Genomic DNA, 254 nt, shown 5'->3' on the forward strand with positions numbered 1-254 from the left:
GTGTTGGTCAGCGAAGTCGGCCAGACCTTCCGCGCCACGATCCGCCTGGTGCGCCACAACGAATTCGTGATGGGCGGCATCATCGATGCCTCGGTGCGCATCTTTCTCGATGTAGTCTCGGCCAACCGTTCGCAATTTTTGTTTCTGGCCCGCGAACAGTACGGCGGCTGCCTGGCCGTGCGCCAAGCCATCGCCGCCCTGCGCGAAGACATCACCCGCGATTTGGCCGCCGACCTGACGTTGATGCCCAAGTT

At 62.2% G+C, this 254-nt stretch carries 1 pseudogene; it reads left to right on the plus strand.

The window, feature by feature from the left end:
- A pseudogene (locus AAEZ09_RS28745) lies at positions 1 to 254 on the plus strand (TetR family transcriptional regulator); the annotation flags it as partial.

Source organism: Pseudomonas sp. 65/3-MNA-CIBAN-0223, assembly GCF_040310425.1.
GTDB lineage: Bacteria > Pseudomonadota > Gammaproteobacteria > Pseudomonadales > Pseudomonadaceae > Aquipseudomonas > Aquipseudomonas gregormendelii.